This is a genomic window from Pseudoramibacter faecis (genome assembly GCF_036289405.1).
Classification (GTDB): Bacteria; Bacillota; Clostridia; order Eubacteriales; family Eubacteriaceae; genus Pseudoramibacter; species Pseudoramibacter faecis.
This window is the reverse complement of the sequence record NZ_JAYFFI010000003.1, coordinates 1-21,760: the sequence shown is the minus strand read 5'-3', so window position 1 is coordinate 21,760 and position 21,760 is coordinate 1. Positions and strand designations below refer to the sequence as shown.

The following is a 21,760-nucleotide window of genomic DNA, read 5'->3' as shown; positions in this document are numbered from 1 at the left end:
TTTTGAAGGATAAGGGGCAAAACAAGCAAAAAGGCAATCGGGCGGAACAAATGGCGGCGGACTATCTGGCTAAGAAAAAACATCATCATATTGTGGCGCGCAATTATTCAACGTCGTTTGGCGAGGTCGATATTATTTCTGAAGATGACGAGACGTTGGTCTTTACTGAAGTGAAATATCGGGAAAATACCGACCACGGCCTGCCGAGCCAGGCTGTGGGGAAGGCAAAACAGCGTCACATCATTCAAACGGCACTTTATTATTTGCAGGAAAGCGTCGTTAATGACCGCGCTTTGCGTTTTGATGTGATTGAGGTTTGGCAGAGAGATAAAGGCCGGGTGGCAATCCATCACATCGAAAATGCTTTTCAGGCAGATCGTGATTATTGAACAATGCAGATTGCGTTAAAGAAACCTTTCGAGGTTTCTTTTTTTTGTGGTTGCTTCGGAGTGGCACCATCATGCTTAAAGATAAATAAAAAGTAGAAAAAGGATTGACAAACGCTTTTTAATTGCGTAAAATATAATTGAAATTAAGAAATGATCGGGAGGGCAATATGAAAGACTTAATTATTATCGGTTCAGGACCGGCTGGATTGACAGCTGGTATCTATGCTGAACGCGCAAAAATGGATACGATCGTGATTGAACGCAACTATATGAGCGGCGGTCAGATTATCGATACTTATGAAGTCGATAACTATCCGGGGCTGCCGGATATTAACGGCTTCGATCTGGCCCAGAAGATGCGTGAGCACGCAGATAAATTGGGTGTTGGTTTCGTCAACGCAGAAGTGAAACGTGTGGAAGATCTGGGCAATATCAAGCGTGTCCACACGGATAAAGAGGTTTATGAAGCGAAAACGGTGCTCTTTACCTCTGGCGCGGGGCACAGCAAATTGGGGATTCCCGGTGAAGATACTTATGGCGGCAAGGGTGTCTCTTATTGTGCGACTTGCGACGGCGCTTTTTATCGGGGCAAAGATGTTGCGGTAATCGGCGGCGGTAATGTTGCCGTGGAAGATGCTATCTTTTTGGCAAGAGGCTCTCGCAAGGTGTATGTGGTGCATCGGCGAGATGAACTGCGGGCGATCAAGTCCCTGCAAGAGCAGCTTTTCGCGATGGACAATGTCGAAATGGTCTGGGATTCGGTTGCGACAGAAGTTGTGGGCAATGACGGCAAAACAAGCGGCGTAAAAGTCCACAACAAAAAGACCGGGGCAGACAAGGTGCTCCCGGTGGACGGCGTTTTTGTGGCCGTCGGGATTGTGCCGAACACAGAGCTCTTTAAAGGCATTTGTGCTATGGACGACAGGGGATACATCATCGCCGGCGAAGACGGCAAGACGAATACACCAGGGTTTTTTGTGGCAGGCGATGCCAGAACCAAACAGGTGCGTCAGGTTGCGACGGCAGTCGGCGACGGCGCATCGGTGGTATCTTCCATCGATCGGTATTTAACGACCGGAGAATGGTAAATCAAAGAGATAAATTAATTGTTGTTCATAGAAAGAAAGGAAAACAACAATGAGCATTTATGATTATAAATTAGTAGACGGCCAGGGCAATGAAGTATCGATGAAGGACTATGAAGGCAAGGTGGTGCTGGTGGTAAACACCGCGACGGGCTGCGGCTTTACCCCGCAATACAAGGATATTGAAGCCATTTACGAAAAGTTCCACGACCAAGGGCTGGAAGTCATCGACATTCCGTGCAATCAGTTCGCCGGCCAGACACCGGAATCTGATGAAGAAATTCACGAATTTTGCCAACTGCATTACAATACCCAGTTTCCGCAGATGAAAAAATCGGATGTGAACGGCGGGAACGAATTGCCGCTTTACACCTTCCTTAAGCGCCAGAAAGGCTTTGAAGGTTTCGGCAAAGGGCCGAAAGCATTGGCCATGAGTGCGATGCTCAAAAAGATCGACAAAAACTACAAAAATACTCCAGATATCAAATGGAATTTCACCAAATTTTTAGTCAACCGAAACGGGAAAGTGGTTGCTCGTTTTGAACCAACCCAAAAAATGGCTGACGTTGAAGAAGCCGTTGCCGCTTTGATTTAGGGCGACGAATTGCATAAACATTTATAAAGCCTCACTTTGTGAGGCTTTTTGCTTGCATATCAATAAAGTTTGCAAGGTCAGAGGTAATGTATGTGGATGAAATTGGGGATCAAGAGAAAAACTTGACGGCTTAAAAGGGCTGTGCTATTATAATACGGTCAAGTTTCGAGGTGTGGCGCAGTTTGGTAGCGCACCTGGTTTGGGACCAGGGGGCCGGAGGTTCAAATCCTCTCACCTCGACCATTTTATACTCAGGGAGGGCCTTTAGCTCAGTTGGTTAGAGCATCCGGCTCATAACCGGCAGGTCCAGGGTTCGAGTCCCTGAGGGCCCACCATCCTTGCCCAGATAGCTCAGTCGGTAGAGCAGGGGACTGAAAATCCCCGTGTCGGTGGTTCGATTCCGCCTTTGGGCACCACGGAATGAATACCTATTGAAAGGACGGACATCAAGCGGTGTCGGTTCTTTTTTATTGTGCATTAATATATGGGAAAACCTTGTCCAGCTTGATGGTGGCTAAAAATATTGGTGGGATCGGCGGTTAGCGGCGAAAGGCCTGGTTTTGAATTGTCATGTGAGGAAAGACCGTACTTGTGTTATAATTTGTACATTCAAACAAAAATGACGACGCCTCGATGAAAGGTTCAAATAAGCAGGGATAAGAGAAAGAATAATGAAAATGGCAAACCAAACGAAAAAAGCAATATTAATTGACGGAAACAGTATTTTATTTCGAATGTTTTATGGCGTTCGCACCATGACTAGCTCGAAAGGGGTGCCAACCAATGGGATCTTTGGCTTTGTTAAACTCCTTCAGCAAATTCAAAATGAGATGCAACCCGATTATCTGGCAGTGGCCTTCGATATGGCACAACCGACTTTTCGCCATCAACGCTATGATGCCTATAAGGCGGGGCGGGATAAAATGCCGGAAGAGCTTGTGACTCAGCTCGATCTGATTAAAGAGATATTGAAGCAAATGCAGGTGTCGGTGGTGATGCTGGCGGGTTATGAAGCGGATGATATCATCGGGACGCTGGCAAAAAAATTTGCCGGGAAAGGGGTTACGGCAAAAATTATTACCGGGGATCGGGATTCCTTTCAGTTGGTGGAGGATCAGGTTCATATTTTATATACCACCACGCGAAGCGGCAACCAGTTTGTCGAGGTGAATCCGGCTTATATTCACGAAAAATACGGCATCGAACCGATTGAACTCATTCAGGTAAAAGCCCTGATGGGGGATGCGTCGGACAATATTCCCGGCATTAAGGGGATCGGTGAGAAAACAGCTATTAAATTTGTCAAGCAGTACCATACCGTGGGCGGGCTGTATGAACATATTGATGAATTGAAAGGCAAGCAGAAAGAAAAGGTTGCAGCGGGTAAAGATGCGGCCTATTTAAGTTTGTTTTTGGGTGAAATCGATGTGAAGGTGCCCATCGAGATCGACGAATCGGATATGCAGATGCGGGATCTCTTCAACGAGCAGGTGGTTGAAACACTCAAGGAACTTGAATTTACATCGATATTAAGAAAACTATCCGCGTCGATGGCGCTGCCGGCAGGTGATGCAGCATCCGTTGCGTACTCAACCGTGGGCAGTTCTAAGGATCTTTATTTTTTACTGACGCAAATTGCCGAGGAAGATCAATTGGTGCTACACATTATTCAAGAGGATAAAGCGCTTTGGGCTGCCTTTGAATTAAAGGAGCGCTACTATTACGTGCCAGAAACGGCATTGGTTGAAGAGTTGCTTGGCGCTTTGAACGATTTGCCCAACGCCGATACCCTGGGAATCGTGGGACACGACCTGAAAGCACTCGCACACGTTTTTGAAGCACAAGGCGCACAGTTGGTTAAAATGGATTTTGACACTTATGTGGCGGCCTATCTGCTTGAACCGGCAGACAATCGTTATGATTTGAAATCGCTGTCGGCTAAATATCTGGACCAAACCATCGTCGGGGAAGAAGAATTATTGGGCAAGGGACGCACGCGCAGGGCGTTGGCTGAGATCGCAGCACCGGAACGCGCGGCGTATATCGTGGGGGAATGTGCGGCGATCCATGGACTTCACGCGGAATTGGCCCATCAGCTGGAGGAAATGGAGATGACGGCGCTCTATCAAAAGATTGAGTTGCCATTGATTCCAGTCTTGGCATCGATGGAGAGTATTGGCTTTAAAATCGATCAGGAACAGCTGAAAAATCTTTCGGCGCATTTTGAAGCGCGCATCGAAACCCTGACCCGACAAATTTATGAAGAGGCTGGGCAGCGTTTTAACATCAATTCGACCAAGCAGCTGGGAATGATTTTGTTTGAAGAGATGGGTCTGCCGCCAATCAAAAAAACTAAAACGGGATATTCCACCTCGGTGGAAGTGCTGGAGCAATTGCGGCCGTATAATACGATTGTCGACGATATTTTAGAATATCGCACGGTGACGAAATTGGATTCGACCTATGGCCGCGGGCTGATCAAATTGGTAGACCCTGAGACAGAAAAGATTTATTCTCATTTCAACCAGACGGTCACGGCGACCGGGCGCATCTCATCCTCGGACCCGAATTTGCAAAATATTCCGGTGCGTACCGATTTGGGGCGGGAGATTCGCCGCGTTTTTGTGCCTTCATCGTCAGCGCGCGTTTTGGTGGACGCCGACTATTCACAGATCGAATTGCGGGTGCTTGCCCACTTGACACAAGATGAAAATTTGCTAGAAGCTTTTGCCAGAAATCAGGACATTCACGCACGGACCGCATCAGAAATTTTTCAGGTGCCCCTTGAAGAGGTGACCAGAGAGCAGCGAAGCCATGCCAAAGCCATTAATTTCGGGCTGATTTACGGCAAGCAGGCCTTCAGTCTGGGGAAGGAACTGGGGATTGGCCGCAATCAGGCACAGGATTATATCGATATGTATTTTTCGCGTTATCCGAAGGTTTATGCCTATATGAAAGCGATTCGAGAAGAAGCCAAGACGAGGGGGTATGTTACAACGATTTACGGCAGACGGCGGTATATTCCGGAAATTCAATCCCGCAATCACATGATCGTGCAAAGCGGCGAACGTATGGCCTTAAACACGCCCATTCAGGGGAGCGCTGCCGATATTATGAAGATCGCGATGGTTAAGGTGTATTATCGTCTGGCGAAAGAAAGTTTCCGTTCGCACTTGTTGCTGCAAATTCACGACGAATTAATTATTGAAGCGCCGGAGGCTGAGTCCGAAAAAATTTTGCGCCTACTGACGGAGGAAATGGAAAACGCGGTGTCGCTGTCGGTACCGTTGGTGGTTGATGCGCGCATTGGAAAGTCCTGGTATGAACTTAAATAAGCAACAAAAAAATACGCCGATCATTATTGGTTTGACGGGCGGCATCGGATCCGGCAAGAGCACGGTCTCCCGCTATTTACACGATACCCATGGCTGTCCGGTCGTCGACGCCGACGCGATTGCTCACGCGGTGACGGCACCCGGCGGCAGGGCATTAACCGCTATTGCCGAGGCCTTTGGCGCTGATTTTTTGACGGTGCGCGGCGAACTGGATCGGGGGAAAATGCGAGCTTTAATAGCCGAAGATGCGCATGCCAAAAAAAAATTGGAGATCATTGAGTATCCGATCATTCAGCAGGCGATTTTGGAACGATTTGAGGAACTTCGGCAGATGAAGGCACCGCTGATTATTTACGATTGCCCGATGTTCTTTCAAACGTATCAGGAGCCATATGTGGATGTGGTGGCGGTGGTTATTTGCGATACGGCTGTTCGCGTTGCGCGTATCTGCAAACGAGACGGCATCGACGAGGAATTGGCGAATCGGATGATCGCGCTTCAAATGAGCGACGCTGAAATGATGGCCCGGGCGGATGTGGTGTTCGATAACAGCGGAGAAACTTCGGATCTGTATCGCTGTGTTGATCATTGGATGGCGACGTTAAAAAAGCACGAAAAAAAATGAAAAAATACTTGTAATTTATTCATTGTTTATTTATAATATATGTTGTTCTGATTTAAATGGTCTTGCGAGGATGGTGGAATAGGCAGACACGCAGGTTTGAGGGACCTGTCGCTCTTATACGGCGGTGAGGGTTCGAATCCCTTTCCTCGCACCATTTTGAAGAATGGTGTTAAGCACTTGACACCCCCTCGACGTCGAGTATAATTAACACATTGTTGCGGAAGTGGCTCAGTGGTAGAGCATCGCCTTGCCAAGGCGAGGGTCGCGAGTTCAAATCTCGTCTTCCGCTCCATTTGCCAACATACCGTTCGTTCTTCGAACGGTTTTTTTATTGTCTGGAAATTAAAAAATAAAGCAGGGTAATCAGATGAAGGAAGAACAATCGTTTATCAATGCCAATCAATGGCTTCAAACAATAAAAGATAAATGGCGTCACCGGACGCCGGGATATCTGTCGCGCATTCAGCACGGAACAGCCGCCGTGGTGATCCCTTTAATTGAAACAGACCGAGGTGTCGAAATTCTGTATGAAGTCCGCTCTGACGCATTGACGGCACAGCCCGGGGAAGTGAGTTTTCCCGGCGGGAAAATTGAAGCAGGAGAAAAACCGGAGGCAGCAGCCGTTCGGGAAACAATGGAAGAATTGCTGATCAAACAGGATCAGGTTGAAATATTGGCGCCAATGGATGGGGAAAACGGGCCGTCCGGGGCACCTATTTGGCCCTTTGTCGGGATGCTTCACGATTTTGAAGGGACATTTTCCAAAGATGAAGTCGATCATTTATTCTCAATTCCGATTAAATGGTTTTTAAAACACGAGCCGCTCAAACATAAGGCCACAATGGTGACAGTAACCGATTCGGATTTTCCTTACGACTTGCTTCCCGGCGGAAGGGATTATCAATTTAAAAAAAGATATCGGGATATTTTATTTTATCAAACGGAAGAAGCGGTGATTTGGGGGGTCACAGCGCAAATGACTTATTCTTTCGTTCAATTTTTGAAATCGAAAAATATGGTATAGAAGTGTTGTTCCGAAGGGGATTAACCTAATAAAACAGGAGAAATAATCTGTGTGGAAATGAACCTTAGAACAGGTTAAACAGCTCTTTATGAACGACTAAGCAGTTTAAGCAGAGATGATGATATTCAAAGGTGAAGGCAATTCAGTCATCAATTGGAAAAAGTTTTTAGAAAATGATGTAAAAAGAAACGGATTTTTGAACCTTTGCGGTTCGAAATGTAATGCCAAGATGAATACAAGAAAATGCGGTTATCAAAAGGGTTAGATAACTTGAAAGCAGGAGCTTTTAGAGTTTGAGGGTGCTTTGGCGTCATTTTTGCGTTTAGTTCACGGAATCTGGCGACAGCATTCGCTGCTGATTTTGATGGTAGCGGCGGAGAAAGTGACAACAGCATCAAGCAGAATTGAAAAGTTTGACAACAATCTATATTGCAAATCTTGCGATAATTTCTTGAAATTTGGGAAACAACGTGCTATTCTGTTAGAAATAACTAACCGGCGAGAAGAGAGCGGTGCCGCGAAGCTGTTTCATATAATAAATTTTGGATAACACTGCTTGGCAGGAAGATAATACGATAATACGGAAGACAGCGAGTTCCGGAAAGCGCCTTGAAAATGGCATATTTTTTTCGAAATATTAGTTAGATACAGCTAATAAAGAGGAGCCCTGTATATGTATATCCATGAATATGGTGATAAAGAAAATCCGTCGGTTATTCTCCTTGTGTCTATGCTGATATCAGGAGAGGATTTATACAAGCTGATGAGTCCGCACTTTAAAGGGCAGTATCATATTATTGCGCCGGATCAGGGAGGACACGGAAGAGCCGGAGCATATATATCGGCGCGGATGAGGAATATAGCGAACTGAAATGCTTTCTTCTGAAACGGGGATTCAGACAAATCTCTCTGCTGTATGGGGCTTCACTCGGCGGCACTGTGGCATACAGACTTTTTCTTGACGCTGATTTCGAAGTGGCGCATGCATAGTTTGACGGCGTTATGCTCAGCAGGCGTGCCGGGCTTGCTGAATGGTTCATGAGAAACATATTCAGGGACCGGAAGATAAGACACACGCCGAAGCATTGGAGCGCCTTGTGAAGATGTATGGATACGACTTTGCAAGGATGATGACGAAAAACTTTAAACGGGTCACACCGGAGGATATTAATGTGATTTGTTATGCCTGTTGTCATTATGATTTGCGGAAGCTGACGGACAGCGAGCAAAAAAAAGCTGCATTTTGATTTTGGTGAAAAAGACCTTGATTTGAGCTATTCAAAGAAAACCATCCCCATCTATATGCCGAAAGCGGAACTGACAATTCGCAAGGGCCATCTTCATTGCGGATACATGACGGCTCATCTGCAGGCGTATGCGGAACAGATCGAAGCATTTATCAGGAGGACATAAGCCATGAAAAAACGGGCGCATTTGCCGATGCTTGGCGTGGGGCCGATATACGTTTGCAGCATAACGTTACTGACGCTCGCCGCTGTACTGACGAGAAAGCTGGCGGTTTTTTCTTCCGGCGAGTTGGAAAAGATACATATACCGCTCGCGATTTTGGGCATATGCCTGATGGCGTTCGGTGTCTTTATGTGGATACAGGCCGTTGTTGTATCAAAGGTTGATGATCATATCAAGAAAAATTATTTGGCAACAACGGGAATATACGCGTGGGTTCGCCATCCGATCTATGCGGCTTTCATGATCCTGTGTACAGGCGTACTGCTGTTGGTCGGCAATGCCTGGTTTTTCATCTTGCCTTTTGTTTACTGGCTCTTTATGACCGTGTTGATGAAGCATACGGAGGAAAAGTGGCTGAAGCGCTTGTATGGGCAGGAATACGAGGCGTACTGCGAGCGGGTTAACCGATGTTGGCCGCGGCCGCCAAGGAAAAATAAGTAGGCTGAAATGATGCTGCACAAAGGAGAAGGTACACATCAATTTTTCATGTCTCTGCTCACACAATATCCAATGGAAAAGTACACAAGAAGTTTCATGGAGCCTATTTCTATTATGCGTGAAAACGATTATTTGACACTTGTCGCCCGCCCTATCGTGCTCCGTAGGGGGTATACGCTGGCAATCGGCGACGATGCGTGATGATTGGATCGTTCCGGACGAAGTAAAAGATCCGAAGTGAGGCGAGAGATGAAAAATTTGACATCGAGACAAAGAATTTTGCTTGCAGTTCCGGGATTCATATTGTTTATCATCGGCGATTATCTGCTCGGGTTCGGGACGATCGGAACATCCTCTGCCCCGAACGCCTTATATGGCATGGAATGGCGGGTTGCTTCGGATTGGCGGTACGCATGTTCTTCTTTCCTCGGGTTTGTGGGAACGGCGTTCTATGCCGCTGCCGCCGTTGAACTTTTGCATGTGATGGAGACCAAATATCATACGGGAGCGTCAAAGCTGTATCGGCTTTTCAGGATTGCAAATTGGGGAGGCATCTTGTATTTTGCCTTTATACATATCGGCTTGGGCATGCTGCCTATGGTATTCAACGCGGGTATGGCCGCCACGGGGGATATGGCGGCGTCCGCGGCGATGGCAGTACGCGTTGCCAAAAGCATAGCGCTTCCTTTGATTATAGGATATATTATCTGTGACGGTTTTCTGACCGTCGGCTGGATTGGTATGGTCGTTAGGGGAATGCTTCCGGTCAGGAAGCTCGCATGGGTCTGCAATCCCGTTGTTATAGCCATATTCGGCCAGCTGATCAACGTTATCACAGAGGGGTTGGACGCCGGTTTTGAGTCTTTGGGATGGCTGCTGCTCTATCTGGTTTGCGCCGTGAGACTTGTAGAAAAAGAGGAGCGAATATGACCATTCATGAATACGAACAGGACAACGGGCGGGTTATCGTGTTCCTTCATCCGTCGGCAGTCATGTGGGATTCCTTCTCGTATGTCGTACCGCTTATGGAGGAGGATTTCCATCAGGTCATTCCTGCGCTTCCGGGATATGACGAAGAATAACCCGGAGATTTTACCTGCGTGGAGGAGCTCGCAAAATGGCTTATCGAGCATGGTTACAAGACCATATCCTGCATTTACGGCTGTTTCATGGGGGGTGATTGTGGTCCGATTTTGGCAGACAACCGGGTCAAAGCGCATAGCGCAGTCATGAGCGGGGGAATCACACCGTACCAGCTCCCATGGATCGCAACAAGGTTTATCGCGATGCGCGATTTCCTGATGGTTTACACGGGTAAGCTCGGCGGCGTCAGATTGCTGGAGATGGCGTTTGCTACGGACAAATATTCAGAGGATGATATGAAGTATATAGCCAAGGTTCTGAGGTTTATGAGTGCTAAGACTATCTGGCGGACTTTCGAATCCTGCAACAACTATGATATGCCGAAGAAAATTCAAACGAGTTGTGAACGGATCGAATACTGGTATTCGAAGGCGGAGAAAAAAAGAGCGGAAATGGGACATTGACTATGTGAAAAGCAATTTCCCGGGGACAGCATCTAAGGTGTTTGAAAGCACGGGATGGAAATAGGCACAGGCTGGAGACGGTATTCGTTTGGCTGTGGGTAAATGCTTTTTATACACACCGACAGAGAAGGTGGATACGTCTGTTGGAGCGGTGAGGAGGCGGAAAAAAGTGATTACAACCGTTATTTTATCCTTTGTTGCGATGGCGGGTCTGTTTTTGCTGTTGCTGTCCGCAGTGGCGTTTATACAGGACAAATGCTTCTTTACGTCTGCACCAAAGGAAATACAGGCGGTGATAAAGGAAAGAGAAGAACGTTTCCCCGGCGCCCATGCGCTTGGCTGGCTGCTGATGGCGCTGTCTTTAATGATTATGGTTGGCGCGTTTACCTTTGGCAGCTGGAACGGCATTATAAAGGGGTTTACCTTTTGGCAATTCTTTCAGAGGTTTTTGAATGCCGCGGCTTCTAAAAGCTTTCAATATCTTGTTTTTTGACCTGTTTCTCCTTTGTCACAGCAATTTTTTCCGCATTTTTACCCGGAAACAAAAGAATATGTAAGGCCGCAGCAGTTCGGGTTTAACCGTCAATCACATATTATACAGATTGCTGTGTGTCCGGCAGTTGCCCTGCTATCAGCCGCATATACCCTGCTCTTTTAGAATGGAAGCCACACAGAAACGGAGACGAAACGATGGTCAAAATTGAAAGGAATACGCTGATGGAAACGCCGGTTATGCCGGCAGAGCCATTTGCTCAAAGGGCATCCGGATATCTTTAAAGACAGCGGTGCAGAGTAGGTTATCAAGAATATCGATTTTGATTTCAGCTAGCTGAAGTATGCAGAAGCCACGATTACGGTCTGGACGACGAGAAGACAGTTTATGTGCGAACGGGAAAGGGCGCACTTGAAAGGGCATCCAAGTGCGACAGTTGTAAATTTAGGTTGCGGTGTTAATGAGATTTTTCCACTTTTTACTAAGACCATGCTAAAAATGGGTTTCCTGAAGTTCGCGGAGATTTTATTCGTATAAGATGCCAAAACGCTGAAAAGCCTACTAATAAAAAGTCAAGCATTATTTTAAAAAATCAGGAGGCAGAAATGAAGGGATAAAAATAAGACCACCATGTTAATGCTGGTCAAAGAAAAGAGAGGACTATAAAAGAGATTGATTCAGCAGAGCTTTGAGCGGCGATACACCCTTTGACTTTGTCGTAATAGATTCGCAGAAACTTGTTGGCTCCGGCTGTCATATAAACCAGATAAGAGCTTCCCTTTGGATTTCTTTTTCATCATGAAGTTGTAAACCGGGTCATCGGAAGATGCAAGCCGCAATAAGGTTGACATGATCTGAAAGAGCGTTTTTCGTAGCCGCGGAGCACCGTGCTTGGAGGCTTTGTTACTGTCATAATCCACTTTACCGGACTGGTTCACACCCGGATCAACGCCGGCATAAGCAGTAATGGCAGACCTGTGATCAAAACGGGAGATGTCCCCGATCTCAGCCATAAGCTGAGGTCCATCGGTTTTGTTCACACCATACATGGCCATGACAGTTTAGGATCAGCTGCTTGTAAACCGGATCCTTGGCGACAGAGGGGCGGACACAGTCAACATGCCGACGTAATCGATCCATTTCTCACAGCCATCAGAGCGTATGGGACTGCTGAACAGCTCATTTGCGCTCGTGTATTATCCATCGCTGAATGCTGACGCGGAAACGGCCACTTGTCAAGCGCATACTGAGCGATTTTCTTGGCATCGGCCGGATCAGACTTGACCTTATAATGGCCGGTTGTCTCCATGACGACCCGTGTTTCACCATCCAGGCTTCTGACATAAGAGACAAGTTCAGAAAGTTCTCTGACAGAGTGACGGACATGAAAAGGCTTATGCACGATTTCACCTGCGGGTCGTAGGACTGCAACCGTGCTCTTGCCTTTTGAAATATCAATGCCAACAGCGTTCAACATAGAAAAACACCTCCGAAGATAAATAATGCAGTGGGCCAAACATTCCTTCACCGCTTATTCAATCTCCTGGGGGGTATCAAGCGAACACACGGGATGCGGTTCAACCTGCGTAAACCGAACAGCTGCGAATAAGTGGATGGCAGACAGGCTTTCCGACGGATGTAAAGTCTAAGGAGGAATCCGTCCGAACCAATGCCACTACATTCTAACAGCTTTAGCAATGAGAGGATCATATCCCAACTGGCTGTTGGGATATATGACCACTACACTTTTATATTTAGGAGGAGAAATTTGATTATGGGACTGATGAAAAAATTTTTTAACCAGACAAGAAAACCTGAGGGAAAACTTGGGGAAATGATGCTGTCCGGCATGAATCCCGGCCATGCAAAGCTGGCAGACTGGGGTATGGAACATTTGCCCAAGATACAGCCCCAAAATGTGGTTGATCTTGGCTGCGGCGCAGGAAGAAATGCAGGCGAACTTCTGAAAAAATATTTGGAGGCTCATGTGCTTGCGGTTGATCATTCGCCGTTGTCTGTTGAAAAAGCGAAGAAATACAATAATGCGGAAATTTCTGCGGGCAGATGCGCGGTGCAGCAGGGTGATGTTTCCGAGCTTAGCCTCCCTATGGCATCTTTTGAGCTTGCTACGGCTTTTGAGACAATATATTTCTGGCCGGGACTCGAAAATTGTTTTTCCCAAGTTATTAACATTTTAAAACCGGGCGGGTATTTTATGATTTGCAATGAGTCGGACGGAATTGATGCCGTAAGCAAAAAGTTTGAGCGCATCATTGAAGGCATGAAGTGCTACACACCGAGTGAAATTGAAGCCGCATTAAAGACGGCAGGGTTTTCCGAGACAACGAGTGATCATCATCCGACAAAGCCGTGGATTACGGTGTTGGCAAGAAAATGAAAAAAGAGATACCTATGAAAAAGATGGAAGGCTTGTCAAAAACCGAGGTGGCAAATATCTCGCATCAGATAGCAGATGCATTTTATGATTATAAATACAATAAGGAGGATCAGGGGCTGATCAAATATATTTCAACCAGAGAGAATATGTTCACCTATATCCATGCAATTATGATATTGCTACCAAAAAAGAAGTATCTGTCATTTTGGACACAGACGATAAAGACAAGAGACTGCGGTACGAGCATCTTGGGATGAAGCTGGACAGAGTGAGAAATGGCGGGGAAGGATTCCATATGTATGATTTGATCAGAGAAACGCAAAGGAGGTAACAGAAATGAAACCAGATTACAAAAATTGGGTTCCGAAATCAATGTTAAAAGTTCTGATCGCTGGAACTGTAGCTGCATTTTTACTTTTTATGTTGTTTGGCGTGACGGAGCTGTTTTTGCATGGAACGGCAAGGATTATTTGTGCGTTTGTCCTTGGGATTGGAACAGTTGTTCTGCTGTTTTTTTCTGCTTGGATGTTTGTTCTGCACAGAGTCTTTGACTACAATGGGAAACGCAGACTCGCCAAAACGATTGTGGAAGGTTCGTCGAAATATGTCGATATCCCGGAAGGTGGCATAGGGCTGGATATAGGCTGTGGGAGCGGGGCATTGACGATTGCATGCGCAAAACGCAATCCAAAGGCGAAAATGATCGGTATAGATCGCTGGGGCAGAGAATATGCGTCCTTCAGCAAGGCGCTGTGTGAGAGCAATGCAGCAGCCGAAAGTGTGAGGAATGTATCCTTTGCCCAGGGAAATGCGCTGAAGCTGGATTTTGAAGATGAGACTTTTGATGCGGTCACCAGCAATTATGTTTACCACAATATCCCAAGCAACGACAGACAGGCTATTTTGCTGGAGACGCTCCGGACTTTAAAAAGGGGCGGCACTTTTGCCATCCACGATCTTTTTTCAAAAGCGAGATACGGAGATATGCAGTCCTTTATCGGCAAACTGAAGGATATGGGGTACGAAAAAGCGGAGCTGATCGATACGACTAACGGAATGTTCATTGGCAAAACGGAGTCGCGATGGCTGGGACTTTCCGGTTCGGCGCTGTTGGTTGGAAAGAAATAAGCGAAGGAGGCTCTTTTGTGAAATATGTCATTAGCTGTTTTTGCTCCGGCGACGGGGCGTATTTGTTTTCGACTGGATTATGACTTCGAGACGAAAAGAAACCGGATAGGAAAATCCACCGAGAAATTTTTTTGTTGGCAATTTTGTCAAGAGTATCCCAAGCGGTATTTGGGAGCTTTGCTACTCGGTTTGGTGGCGGCGGAGAGTCTGAATCTGTCTGGAACCGCTTTTAATCCGTGCGGTGGCGCTGGAGGGATCAACGAGGGAAATACGTAAATGCTGGTCGGTTTGCTTTTGTGGACGATAAAAATGCAGTGCAATAGATGGAAGTTGCTTATGGATGAAAGAAAAAGAGGAGAGACAACGATAAAATGCCAAGCATACGGTACAAGATGCTCAGCGGTCTGATTCGGCTGACCGGCATAAAAAAGAGATTAGACAGACAGGGAACAGCATTTGATGAACTGCTGGAACGATACAGGGTAAAACAGAAAAAACCATTGAAAATTCCTTACGAAAAAATGTCGGATTTTCATATAGAGACGAAGGATATTGGAGGGACAACCTGTTATGCAGTGCGGGTCAAAAGATCTTCTCCGAAGAAAGGTGTTTTGTATCTATTCGGAGGCGGTTACATTCTGCCGCCTGATCCCGGCGATATCATTCTCTGCGGACAGATTGCACAGAACTGTGATGCGGAAGTGTGGTTTCCCCTGTACCCGATGGCGCCGGAGCATCGGCTTGCAGAGACAGTACAATCCACACTACGCGTGTATCAGGCAATGCTTGAACGATATAAAGCGGCAGATATTCGCTTTTTCGGGACGTCCTCCGGCGGTGGTCAGGCGATGGCGTTATGTGTTTATATAAAGCACGAGCAAATGAATGTGCCGCTTCCGGGAAAGTTGGTGCTGCAATCTCCGGGCCTTCAAGTGCCGCCGAGTGAATCACAAAAAGCAGAGATGAAAAAACGAGAAAAGATGGACGTGATGATTCCACCGCGCTTTTTTGAGCGCATAGCGCATGTGCTGGCAACAGGCGACGAAGCATATTTGCTGAGTCCTATTCTATGTGATCTTACCGGATTTCCATCAATTGACGTTTTTTATGGAACAAGGGAGGTTATGATCGCTTATCTGCCGGACATGAAAGCAGTTTGCAAGGAGTACGGCGTGCCACTTAAGGCACATGTTGGCAGGGGCATGATGCATTGTTGGGGAGCAATGGAATTTGTGCCGGAGGCGAAGACTGTTCGGCGCGAGTATTTTGCGGCACTGAAATAAGCATATAGCAGTATAAAAGAGGAAATGAGAAGAGATCAAATTAAAAATAAAAGTTTTAGCAAAATGATATATTATTAAAAATTAGAAAAAATATTGAATAAGGAGATGAGAATGTGAAAGCCAATTGGACGGCAATATTAAATAAATATATTCATAAATTAGTTAGTCCTGATGGCAGACAAACTTATGAAAGCAAACCAGATTTAGTTAATCTTATACTTGAATTAGCCAAATTACAGAAAACGGATAAAGTAATAGATCTTGGCTGTGGTTGGGGGAACTTTTTAAAAGTATGTAGTAATTTTTCAGGTGAGGTAATTGGGATTGAACCAAATTCTGATAATTTAAAAGAAGCCGCAAATCGTAGCGGAGGAAAGAATATAAAATATATTCAAGGAAGTTTTGAGAATTTAAACTATAAAGATAGGGTTAATAAAATTATCAGTATGCTGGCATTTCATCAGGTGCCATGGGATGACAAAGAAAAAGCTTTGAAAAACATTTCAGAAGTGCTTGCACAAGATGGATATTTCTTTTTGTGTGATACCATGATTTTATTTGATCCGGAAGATGATCCTGAACGGTTTGATAAGGTTTATAGGTATCTTCTCAAAGAAACGACTCCAGATGAAATATATATAAAGGATATTGAACCTTATCTTGTAGACAGTGAAGTATATACAGTGAATGATATGCGGGAAAACAGTCCAAAAGATAACTGGTTCTACTCTATCAAAGAAGTTGAAAGTTGGGCAGAACATACAGCATTAAAATTAGTAAAGACAATTGAGCTTTGTCCATTTTTTGGAGTGGCTGTATTTCAAAAGAAAATAAAATGATTTTGGCACTTTTTTAATTAAAACAATTAAACGAAAGTTATAATACAGCAAATCAAGAAAGAGTCACTGTTTTTTATTGATTAAATTATCTAAAGAAACTTGCCTTATGACCTTGATAAATTTTCTGAAAGTATTGGCAACGATATGATGACAATATTTTAAAAACACTTGACCGATATACCGGTATACTATATAATGATGCTATCAGATGTAATCTATCTCTAAAATACTTTAAAAAATAGGGGAGGACAAAAATGGCAAAAGTTGGGTTTATCGGTTTGGGGATCATGGGAAAACCCATGGCGTTTAATCTGTTAAAGGCCGGTGTGGATCTGATGGTCAACGATATAAACGGGGCTGCAGTTGCGGAAGTTGTTGGTGCCGGTGCCGTTTCGGGAACCTACGAAGAAATTGGAAAAGCCTGTGATGTGATCATTATGATTTTACCGAACGGTGACATTTCAAAATCTGTATTGTTCGGCAAAGAGGGGCTGGCTAAAGCACTGCAAAAGGGCGCGGTTGTTTGCGATATGAGTTCGGTCACGCCGGTCGAATCAAAAGCTTGCGTAGAGGGTTTGAATCCTTTTGGGGTTAGCTTTATGGATGCGCCGGTATCCGGTGGAGAACCGGGAGCCATTGCCGGATCGTTAGCCATTATGTGCGGCGGTTCTCAGACGACATTTGACGCGATGAAGCCATATTTTGACATTATGGGAAATTCCGCAATTTTAATCGGGGAAGTTGGCTCAGGGTCTGTGACCAAGCTCGTCAATCAGTGCATCGTGAACAACACCATTGCGGTGGTTTCTGAAGCGTTTGTGCTGGGCACGAAAGCCGGCGCCGATCCGGTAAAGGTTTATGAAGCGATTCGCGGCGGGTTGGCTGGCTCTGCCGTTCTAGACGCCAAAATCCCGATGATTGTCGATCGCAATTTCAATCCGGGAGGCAAGATCTCGATTAACCACAAAGATATTAAAAACGTGGTGAACACGGCGCACGCTTTGGATGTGCCGGTGCCGTATTCGGCGCAGCTGTACGAAATTTTACAGACGCTGAAAGTACACGGCCATATGGATGACGATCATGGCGGCATCGTCCAGTATTTTGAAAAATTGGCCGATGTTGAAGTTAAGAAAGTGACGGATTGAAACCATGGCATTAGACGCAAAAATTTTAAAGACATTTCCAACCGTCGACGAAACCACAGTTGATGCGTTGCTTCAGGCTGAAATTGCTAAAAATCAGAAAAAAATTGTCGTCCTGGACGACGATCCTACGGGCGTTCAAACCGTTCACGATATCTCGGTTTACACGAATTGGACGAAACCCGCCGTTGAACAGGCCTTTGCAGAGAGCAATAACTTATTTTATATTCTGACAAATTCCCGCGGTTTTACGGCAGAACAAACCACGGCGGCGCACGAAGAAATCGCGGTGACAGTCGATGCGGTGGCAAAAGAAACAGGTAAGGATTATCTGTATGTTTCACGGTCCGACTCAACGCTCAGAGGCCATTATCCACTGGAAACGATTTTGCTCAAAAAGGCCTACGAAACGAATACGGGTCGAACGATCGACGGCGAAGTCATGTGCCCGTTCTTCAAGGAAGGCGGCCGCTTCACCATTGGCGATGTGCATTATGTGCAGGATGGCAATCAGTTGATTCCTGCCGCGGAAACGGAATTTGCCAAGGATAAAACCTTTGGCTATACCAAAAGTGATATTAAAGAATATATCGAAGAAAAGACGCGGGGGGCTTTTAAAGCGGCAGACGTCATCAGTATTTCACTCGATGATTTAAGAGCTTGCCGTTATGACGCGATCGAAGCTCAGTTGATGCAGGTATCGGACTTTAATAAAATTGTACTGAATGCGATCGATTATTGCGATGTGAAGGTCTTCTGTGTAGCGCTTTATCGGGCGATGGCCAAGGGGAAAAATTTCATGTTTCGCTCGGCCGCGGCACTGGTGAAGGTGATGGGGGGCGTCAGCGATCAGCCGTTGCTCACCCGCAAGGATATGGTCGTTCAGGAAACGACAAATGGCGGCGTGATTATCGTTGGGTCCCACACGGAAAAAACGACCAAGCAGGTTGAATATCTCAGAGAGAATCCAGCCATCGATTTTGTCGAACTGGATGCAACACTGGTTAAAGACGATGTAGCCTTTGCCAAAGAAACGGATCGTTGCCTCGCTGCGGAAGAAGCCATCATTCAATCGGGAAGAACGGCCTGCGTTTTCACCACACGAAAACTGATCACCGCGGATACCGGCGATAAAGAAGACGATTTGCGGTTGGCTGTTAAAATTTCAGATGCTGTGCAGTCCCTGGTTGGCCGGTTGTCGGTGGCTCCCAGTTTCGTTATCGCCAAGGGAGGGATCACTTCCTCGGATGTGGGCACTAAAGCACTGGCCGTTCAGCGCGCGAATGTGCTGGGGCAGATTGAGCCGGGAATTCCCGTCTGGCAAACCGGGGATGAAAGCAAATTCCCTCTGACCCCTTATGTGATTTTTCCGGGGAATGTCGGGGGGATTGAAACCCTTCGGGATGCGACAGAAAAATTGATGGCGTAAAGGGCTATCTGCTTATATGGGAGGCAGTGGATAAGCTTGGGTTTTAGGATATGGGAGAACCATACAGAAAGCATAGGCGGAGAGATGAATTTAAGTGTGTTGATTGTAGCTTTTTTGGTCGCTTTGATTTTCGTTTTAATAACTATTATTAAGTTTGGTTTGCATCCATTTTTGGCATTGCTTTTTGGTGGCATCATCATGGGAGGATTATCCGGCATGGCCCCCGGGAAAATTGCCGAGGGTTTGTCGGCTGGCTTTGGCAGTACGATGGAGTCCATCGGGATTCTCATTATTTTGGGCGTTATTCTTGGTGAAATTCTTCATGTGACGGGATGTGCAGAGCAGATCGCGGCACTTTTGTTGAAGAAAACGGGAACAAAACGCGCCGCATTAGCCATCAATATGACAGGATATATTGTTTCCATTCCGGTCTTTTTCGATGCTGCATTTATCATTCTGGTTAACTTGGTAAAATCTATTTCGAGAAAAGGGAAAATTCCTTTCGCGACATTGGTTTGTGCCCTTGCCGTGGGATTAATCACGACCCATGCGATGGTCGTTCCGACACCGGGGCCGGTTGCAGTTGCTGGAACGATGGGATTGAATATTGGATTCTTTCTCTTATATTCAATTATTGTTTCCATTCCGGCTACGCTTGTCGGGGGCATCGCCTATGGAAAGATGCTCGGACGGCGTCCAGAGTTTAGAGATGACTTTGCTCAGACTTTTGAAGACGAATCAACAGACAGCGTTGTGCTGGAAAACAGCCGCGACGAGCAGCCTTCAGGACAACTGGGAATTTTTCTGATTATTTTACCGATTCTGATTATTTTGGCGGGAACCATTATTACAATGGTTTTTCCAGAGAAGAGTGTTGTTTACACACTTTTTGCTTTCGTCGGCAACAAAAATATTGCACTTTTGATCGGTGTTTTGGTTTCTCTTTTCTGCCTAAGAAAATATCTGAAAGAAAGTTTTGACGATTTGGTAACAAAGGCAACGACACAGGCGGGTTCTATTTTAGCAATAACCGGTGCTGGCGGTGCATTCGGACAGATTATTACCAATTCAGGCATTGGCAAAGGTTTGACAAATGGCATGATGGGAGCGGTAAGCGGGTCGACCATTGTTATCTTGTTGATGGCTTATGCCGTCAGTTTGGTGCTTCGGGCAGCACAAGGTTCGACGACAGTGGCACTGGTAACAACGTCGGCAATTTTTGCTTCTGTTATTTCTGGCATGCCAAACGTGTCGCCTGTTTTGGTTGCCATTGCAATTTGTGCTGGCGGTATAGGTTTATCTTTGCCAAACGATTCGGGTTTTTGGGTGATTAACCGATTTGGCCGGTTTAGTGTAAAGGATACGATAAAAATTTATACGGCTGGTGGAACAATCGCATCGGTCACTGCGATTATCTGCGTGATCATTATAAGTTTGTTTCAAGGTGTTCTGCCTGGATTGTTTTAAATGAATTTATTATAAATCAGGAGGAAAAATTATGGCATTTCGATTCTTATCACACATTTTGGATCCCGATGGTTACGCATGGCCAGGAGAACCGGTGGTAAAGACCACACAGTGCACAGACGTTTCGGACGATTGCCCGTTCTGCAGTTTTGTTTCGGAGCTGCCGAATCACTTTGGCACGCACATGGATGCGCCGCGTCACTTTGTGAAAGACGGGCTGTCCATTAACGAACTGCCCATCGAATATTTTACACATACCAAAGTGGCGCTGCTTGAAATCCCCAAAGAACCTGCAGAAGGCATCTATAAAGAGGATCTCGAACCCTTTGCCGATATTTTGTCGACGGTATCCTGCGCATTGATTCGGACCGGCCTGGAACAATACCGTGACACCGATCAAAATATTTACCAGAATGAAGGCGCTTTTATTGCACCGTCAGCCGGCGACTATTTGACGGAAACCTTCCCAAATCTTAAAACCATAGGGATGGATTTCCTTGCCATCGGATCGGCATCAGACAAGTGCCCGGAAGGGGAGTTGCCGCCGGATTGCCATCGTCATTTGCTGGGATATTACAGCGGTAAATTCTGCACCGGGATTGAAGACATGCATTTGTCCGATATCCCCAAAGGTGCTAGAATTAAGTTTTTCACCAATGCACCGCTGCGCATTAAAGGTTTGGATTCCAGTCAGGTGGTGTGCATCGCAGATATTGAAGCGTAGGGCAAACAAAAATCCCGACTAAAAAATGATATGCACCCTCTTTACCGGAGATGAAAATGCAGCAGTAAGGAGGGTGTTTTTATGCGATACAGTTATGAATTCAAGGGGAAATGTGTAGAAGTATATCGTCAGGGGAAATGGCCGGCCACCCCGGATAACATCAAGACAGAGAACTTTCATAATACTGTCCGCAAGTGGGCAAGACTGGAAGATGCTAATGGTCCCAATGTTTTAAAACACAAAAATCAAGACAAAGTTTGGACCGCAGAAGAAAAATACGAGCTTGTTTCAAAGGTACTCGCCGGGGCTTCTAATTAAAGCGATGGGAATGTCCAGATCTGCTTAT

Annotated in this window: 25 protein-coding genes and 5 tRNA genes; 28 read left to right on the top strand and 2 right to left on the bottom strand. The window is 45.9% G+C overall.

The features are described from left to right. The first annotated feature begins 2 nt into the window (after window positions 1–2). The 17 genes from V3C63_RS03750 (at window position 3) to V3C63_RS03670 (ending at window position 11,001) form a co-directional block, all read left to right on the top strand. A complete protein-coding gene (locus V3C63_RS03750; RefSeq protein ID WP_329886487.1) occupies window positions 3–389 on the top strand; it encodes a YraN family protein in 387 nt (128 codons plus the stop codon). A 167-nt stretch (window positions 390–556) separates the two neighbouring features. Then, window positions 557–1,477, top strand: coding sequence for a thioredoxin-disulfide reductase (trxB, locus tag V3C63_RS03745; protein WP_329886486.1), 921 nt, complete (start codon window positions 557–559; stop codon window positions 1,475–1,477). A gap of 49 nt (window positions 1,478–1,526) precedes the next feature. Beyond that, entirely contained in the window at window positions 1,527–2,069 is a 543-nt protein-coding gene (locus tag V3C63_RS03740; RefSeq protein ID WP_329886485.1) for a glutathione peroxidase, read from the top strand. A gap of 166 nt (window positions 2,070–2,235) precedes the next feature. Next, window positions 2,236–2,312 (top strand) — tRNA-Pro (locus V3C63_RS03735). A 15-nt stretch (window positions 2,313–2,327) separates the two neighbouring features. Further along, window positions 2,328–2,404 (top strand) — tRNA-Ile (locus V3C63_RS03730). A 5-nt stretch (window positions 2,405–2,409) separates the two neighbouring features. Continuing rightward, window positions 2,410–2,485: transfer RNA gene (locus tag V3C63_RS03725), tRNA-Phe, on the top strand. Window positions 2,486–2,740: 255 nt separating this feature from the next. Then, window positions 2,741–5,404 carry a DNA polymerase I gene (gene polA / locus V3C63_RS03720; protein ID WP_329886484.1) on the top strand — a complete coding sequence of 888 codons (2,664 nt, stop codon included), beginning with the start codon at window positions 2,741–2,743 and terminating at the stop codon, window positions 5,402–5,404. Then, a complete protein-coding gene (gene coaE, locus V3C63_RS03715; RefSeq protein ID WP_329886483.1) occupies window positions 5,391–6,029 on the top strand; it encodes a dephospho-CoA kinase in 639 nt (212 codons plus the stop codon). The genes polA and coaE overlap by 14 nt, the downstream gene beginning before the upstream one ends. A 64-nt stretch (window positions 6,030–6,093) precedes the next feature. Next, window positions 6,094–6,183: transfer RNA gene (locus V3C63_RS03710), tRNA-Leu, on the top strand. 63 nt (window positions 6,184–6,246) lie between these two features. Continuing rightward, window positions 6,247–6,321: transfer RNA gene (locus tag V3C63_RS03705), tRNA-Gly, on the top strand. A 75-nt stretch (window positions 6,322–6,396) separates the two neighbouring features. Next, window positions 6,397–7,053, top strand: coding sequence for an NUDIX hydrolase (locus V3C63_RS03700; protein ID WP_329886482.1), 657 nt, complete (start codon window positions 6,397–6,399; stop codon window positions 7,051–7,053). Between the two features lie 673 nt (window positions 7,054–7,726). Beyond that, window positions 7,727–7,924 (top strand): alpha/beta fold hydrolase family protein, encoded by a 198-nt coding sequence (locus V3C63_RS03695; RefSeq protein WP_329886481.1) that lies wholly within the window; start codon window positions 7,727–7,729, stop codon window positions 7,922–7,924. Window positions 7,925–8,469: 545 nt separating this feature from the next. After that, window positions 8,470–8,964 (top strand): methyltransferase family protein, encoded by a 495-nt coding sequence (locus V3C63_RS03690; RefSeq protein WP_329886480.1) that lies wholly within the window; start codon window positions 8,470–8,472, stop codon window positions 8,962–8,964. A gap of 246 nt (window positions 8,965–9,210) precedes the next feature. Continuing rightward, entirely contained in the window at window positions 9,211–9,891 is a 681-nt protein-coding gene (locus tag V3C63_RS03685; RefSeq protein ID WP_329886479.1) for a DUF6796 family protein, read from the top strand. Then, window positions 9,888–10,043, top strand: coding sequence for an alpha/beta fold hydrolase family protein (locus V3C63_RS03680; protein ID WP_329886478.1), 156 nt, complete (start codon window positions 9,888–9,890; stop codon window positions 10,041–10,043). The genes V3C63_RS03685 and V3C63_RS03680 overlap by 4 nt, the downstream gene beginning before the upstream one ends. Window positions 10,044–10,061: 18 nt before the next feature. Beyond that, entirely contained in the window at window positions 10,062–10,508 is a 447-nt protein-coding gene (locus V3C63_RS03675) for a hypothetical protein (protein ID WP_329886477.1), read from the top strand. A gap of 169 nt (window positions 10,509–10,677) precedes the next feature. Next, a complete protein-coding gene (locus tag V3C63_RS03670; RefSeq protein WP_329886476.1) occupies window positions 10,678–11,001 on the top strand; it encodes a hypothetical protein in 324 nt (107 codons plus the stop codon). 677 nt (window positions 11,002–11,678) lie between these two features. Here the strand turns inward: V3C63_RS03670 and V3C63_RS11720 are convergent. After that, complete coding sequence (locus tag V3C63_RS11720; protein WP_425355332.1) at window positions 11,679–12,056, bottom strand: transposase; 378 nt, start codon at window positions 12,054–12,056, stop codon at window positions 11,679–11,681. A 59-nt stretch (window positions 12,057–12,115) separates the two neighbouring features. Then, complete coding sequence (locus V3C63_RS11715) at window positions 12,116–12,478, bottom strand: IS110 family transposase (RefSeq protein ID WP_425355331.1); 363 nt, start codon at window positions 12,476–12,478, stop codon at window positions 12,116–12,118. A 297-nt stretch (window positions 12,479–12,775) separates the two neighbouring features. Between V3C63_RS11715 and V3C63_RS03660 the strand changes: the two genes are divergently transcribed. The 11 genes from V3C63_RS03660 to V3C63_RS03610 all read left to right on the top strand — a co-directional run bounded on the left by V3C63_RS03660 (window position 12,776) and on the right by V3C63_RS03610 (window position 21,732). Then, window positions 12,776–13,399 (top strand): class I SAM-dependent DNA methyltransferase, encoded by a 624-nt coding sequence (locus V3C63_RS03660; protein WP_329886475.1) that lies wholly within the window; start codon window positions 12,776–12,778, stop codon window positions 13,397–13,399. 14 nt (window positions 13,400–13,413) lie between these two features. Beyond that, window positions 13,414–13,656: a hypothetical protein gene (locus V3C63_RS03655; RefSeq protein ID WP_329886474.1), complete on the top strand. Its 243-nt coding sequence runs from the start codon at window positions 13,414–13,416 to the stop codon at window positions 13,654–13,656. A 79-nt stretch (window positions 13,657–13,735) separates the two neighbouring features. Next, window positions 13,736–14,527, top strand: coding sequence for a class I SAM-dependent methyltransferase (locus V3C63_RS03650; protein ID WP_329886473.1), 792 nt, complete (start codon window positions 13,736–13,738; stop codon window positions 14,525–14,527). A 24-nt stretch (window positions 14,528–14,551) separates the two neighbouring features. Then, window positions 14,552–14,803: a hypothetical protein gene (locus V3C63_RS03645; RefSeq protein ID WP_329886472.1), complete on the top strand. Its 252-nt coding sequence runs from the start codon at window positions 14,552–14,554 to the stop codon at window positions 14,801–14,803. A 95-nt stretch (window positions 14,804–14,898) separates the two neighbouring features. Further along, window positions 14,899–15,810 (top strand): alpha/beta hydrolase, encoded by a 912-nt coding sequence (locus tag V3C63_RS03640; RefSeq protein ID WP_329886471.1) that lies wholly within the window; start codon window positions 14,899–14,901, stop codon window positions 15,808–15,810. 113 nt (window positions 15,811–15,923) lie between these two features. Continuing rightward, window positions 15,924–16,649, top strand: coding sequence for a class I SAM-dependent methyltransferase (locus V3C63_RS03635; protein ID WP_329886470.1), 726 nt, complete (start codon window positions 15,924–15,926; stop codon window positions 16,647–16,649). A gap of 254 nt (window positions 16,650–16,903) precedes the next feature. Next, window positions 16,904–17,797 (top strand): NAD(P)-binding domain-containing protein, encoded by an 894-nt coding sequence (locus V3C63_RS03630; protein ID WP_329886469.1) that lies wholly within the window; start codon window positions 16,904–16,906, stop codon window positions 17,795–17,797. 4 nt (window positions 17,798–17,801) lie between these two features. Beyond that, complete coding sequence (locus V3C63_RS03625) at window positions 17,802–19,223, top strand: four-carbon acid sugar kinase family protein (protein ID WP_329886468.1); 1,422 nt, start codon at window positions 17,802–17,804, stop codon at window positions 19,221–19,223. Window positions 19,224–19,307: 84 nt separating this feature from the next. Then, entirely contained in the window at window positions 19,308–20,690 is a 1,383-nt protein-coding gene (locus V3C63_RS03620; protein ID WP_329886467.1) for a GntP family permease, read from the top strand. Between the two features lie 31 nt (window positions 20,691–20,721). Then, complete coding sequence (locus tag V3C63_RS03615) at window positions 20,722–21,414, top strand: cyclase family protein (RefSeq protein ID WP_329886466.1); 693 nt, start codon at window positions 20,722–20,724, stop codon at window positions 21,412–21,414. A gap of 81 nt (window positions 21,415–21,495) precedes the next feature. Next, the gene (locus tag V3C63_RS03610) at window positions 21,496–21,732 is read left to right on the top strand and encodes a hypothetical protein (RefSeq protein WP_329886465.1); all 237 of its coding nucleotides are present in this window, start codon (window positions 21,496–21,498) and stop codon (window positions 21,730–21,732) included. The last annotated feature ends 28 nt before the right edge of the window (window positions 21,733–21,760 follow it).